Origin of the sequence: Streptomyces sp. NPDC000345, from assembly GCF_042898825.1 — a bacterium.
Classification (GTDB): Bacteria; Actinomycetota; Actinomycetes; order Streptomycetales; family Streptomycetaceae; genus Streptomyces.
Map to the genome: position 1 here is coordinate 1 of NZ_JBIAZE010000036.1, position 2,548 is coordinate 2,548.

Here is a 2,548-nt window from a genome sequence, read left to right on the forward strand (position 1 = left end):
CCGTTGTGGCTGGGGTCGGTGAAGTCGAACATCGGGCACACGCAGGCGGCGGCCGGGGTGGCGGGTGTGATCAAGATGGTGCTGGCGATGCAGCATGGTCTGCTGCCGCGCACTCTGCATGTGGACGCGCCGTCGTCGCACGTGGACTGGTCGGCCGGTGCGGTCGAACTGCTCACCCAGGAGCGGGAGTGGGCCGGTGAGGAAGGTCGGCCGCGGCGCGCCGCCGTGTCCGCCTTCGGCGTGAGCGGCACCAACGCCCATGTCGTGCTCGAACAACCCGTCGGCGAGGAGCTTTCCGTCTCTTCGGGTGCCGATGCGCCGGTGTCCTCCGTTGTTCCATGGGTGGTGTCGGCGCGGAGCCGGGCCGCGTTGCGGGAGCAGGCCGGTCGGCTGGCGGAGTTCGTGGCCGGCGTCGGTGCGGTGGATGTCGCGAGCATCGCTGGGTCTTTGGTCCGGTCGCGTTCGGTGTTCGAGCACCGGGCCGTGGTGCTCGGCGCCGACCGAGGGGAGTTGCTGGACGGTCTGGGGGCCGTCGCGGCGGGTGAGCCGGCTGTCGGTGTGGTGGCGGGCGAGGTCGGTGAAGGGGGCCGCACGGCTTTCCTGTTCGCCGGTCAGGGCTCGCAACGCCTGGGCATGGGCCGGGAGCTGTACGAGGAGTACCCGGTCTTCGCCGATGCCTTCGACGCCGTGTGCGCCCACCTGGACCCGCACCTCGAACTTCCCCTGGTCGACGTGGTGTTCGGTGAGGACGCGGATCTTCTGAACCGTACGGAGTACGCGCAGCCCGCGCTCTTCGCCCTTGAGGTGGCGCTGTTCCGGCTGCTGGAGTCGTGGGGTGTGCGTCCCGATGTGCTGGCCGGTCATTCGATCGGTGAGATCGCGGCCGCCCATGTGGCGGGGGTGTGGTCGCTGGCGGACGCGTGTCGTCTCGTGGTGGCGCGGGGCCGGCTGATGCAGGCGCTGCCGGCCGGCGGTGCGATGGTGGCGGTGCAGGCGTCCGAGGAGGAGGTGCTGCCGCTGCTGGGTGACGCGGTGGGCGTCGCCGCGGTCAACGGGCCGCGTGCGGTGGTGGTTTCGGGTGCGGCCGAGGTGGTTGGCGAGATCGCGGAGCGTTTGCGTGGCCGGGGCCGCAAGGTCACGGCGTTGCGGGTGAGCCATGCCTTCCACTCGCCGCTGATGGAACCGATGCTCGACGACTTCCGCAAGGTGGCCGACAGCCTGTCCTACGAGCAGCCGCGGATACCGATCGTCTCGACGGTCACCGGCGCGGCCGCCGCCGAGGAACTGACCTCACCGGACTACTGGGTGGAGCACGTCCGTGCCACGGTGCGCTTCGCCGCCGCTGTACGCACCCTGGACGGACCGGACAACGTCCGCCGCTTCCTCGAACTCGGCCCGGACGGCACCCTCACCGCCCTGGCCCAGGCTGTCGTGGACGGTGAGAGCGTGGTCGACCGTGATCCGCCGGTCTTCGTGACCGCTCTGCGCAAGGACCGGCCCGAGACGAGGTCGGTGTTGTCCGCGCTGGCCGGCGTCTTCGTGTCCGGCGGAACCGTCGATTGGTCGCAGATGCTGGGCGACGGCGGTGTCGGAACCGCCGGACTGCCGACGTATGCCTTCCAGCACCAGCGGTACTGGCCGGAGGTCGTGCGGCGGGAGCCGGTCGGGGGGAGCGAGGTCGACGCCCGTTTCTGGGAGGCGGTCGAGCGGGAGGATGTGGAGGCTCTGGCGGGTGCGCTGGAGCTGGGGGAGGAGGTCGTGGGGGCGGTGCTGCCCGCGCTGACGTCCTGGCGGCGGCAGAGCCGGGAGCAGGCCGAGGCGGACCGCTCCCGGTACCGGGTGCACTGGGCGCCTCTGGCCGGGATATCGCGTGATGTGGCACTGGCGGGCCGGTGGCTGGTGGTCGTACCGGACGGCCTCGACGGGGACCCCTGGGTCGCCTCGATAGGGGAGACACTCACCGCGGCGGGCGCCGATGTCGAGTGCTGGACGTGCGACCCGCACGCGGACCGGGCGCTGCTCGCCGCGCGGCTGAAGGATCTGCCGCCGGTGGCGGGTGTGGTGTCCCTGCTGGCTTCCTCGGACGAGGTGTCCGAGGAGGGTGTGCCGGTGGGTGTCTCGGGTTCGCTGGCGCTCGTCCAGGCCTTGGGCGACGCGGGCGTGACGGCTCCGCTGTGGGTGCTGACCCGGGGCGCCGTCGCGGTCGGCCGCGCGGACGCGGCCGTCGACCCGGTCCGGAGTGCCGTCTGGGGGCTCGGCCGGGTGGCCGCCCTGGAGGCCTCCGACCGCTGGGGCGGTCTGGTCGACCTCCCGGCCGCCCTCGACGGCACCGCCGGGAACGCCCTGGTGGCGGTCCTCTCGGGCGGACTCGCCGACGAGGACCAGATCGCGGTGCGTGGGTCGGGTGTGTTCGGGCGTCGTTTGGAGCGGGTGCGTCCTGTGGACGGGGGTGCGGGTTGGCGTCCGCGGGGGACGGTGCTGGTCACGGGTGGTACGGGTGTGTTGGGTGCGCGGGTGGCGCGGTGGGTGGCGGCGGAGGGTGCCGGGC

Annotated in this window: 1 protein-coding gene; it reads left to right on the forward strand. The window is 72.6% G+C overall.

What is annotated here, in order from left to right; translation table 11 throughout:
- A partial coding sequence (locus ACFY30_RS39290) for a type I polyketide synthase (RefSeq protein WP_390849945.1) occupies positions 1-2,548 on the forward strand: 2,548 nt, incomplete at both ends.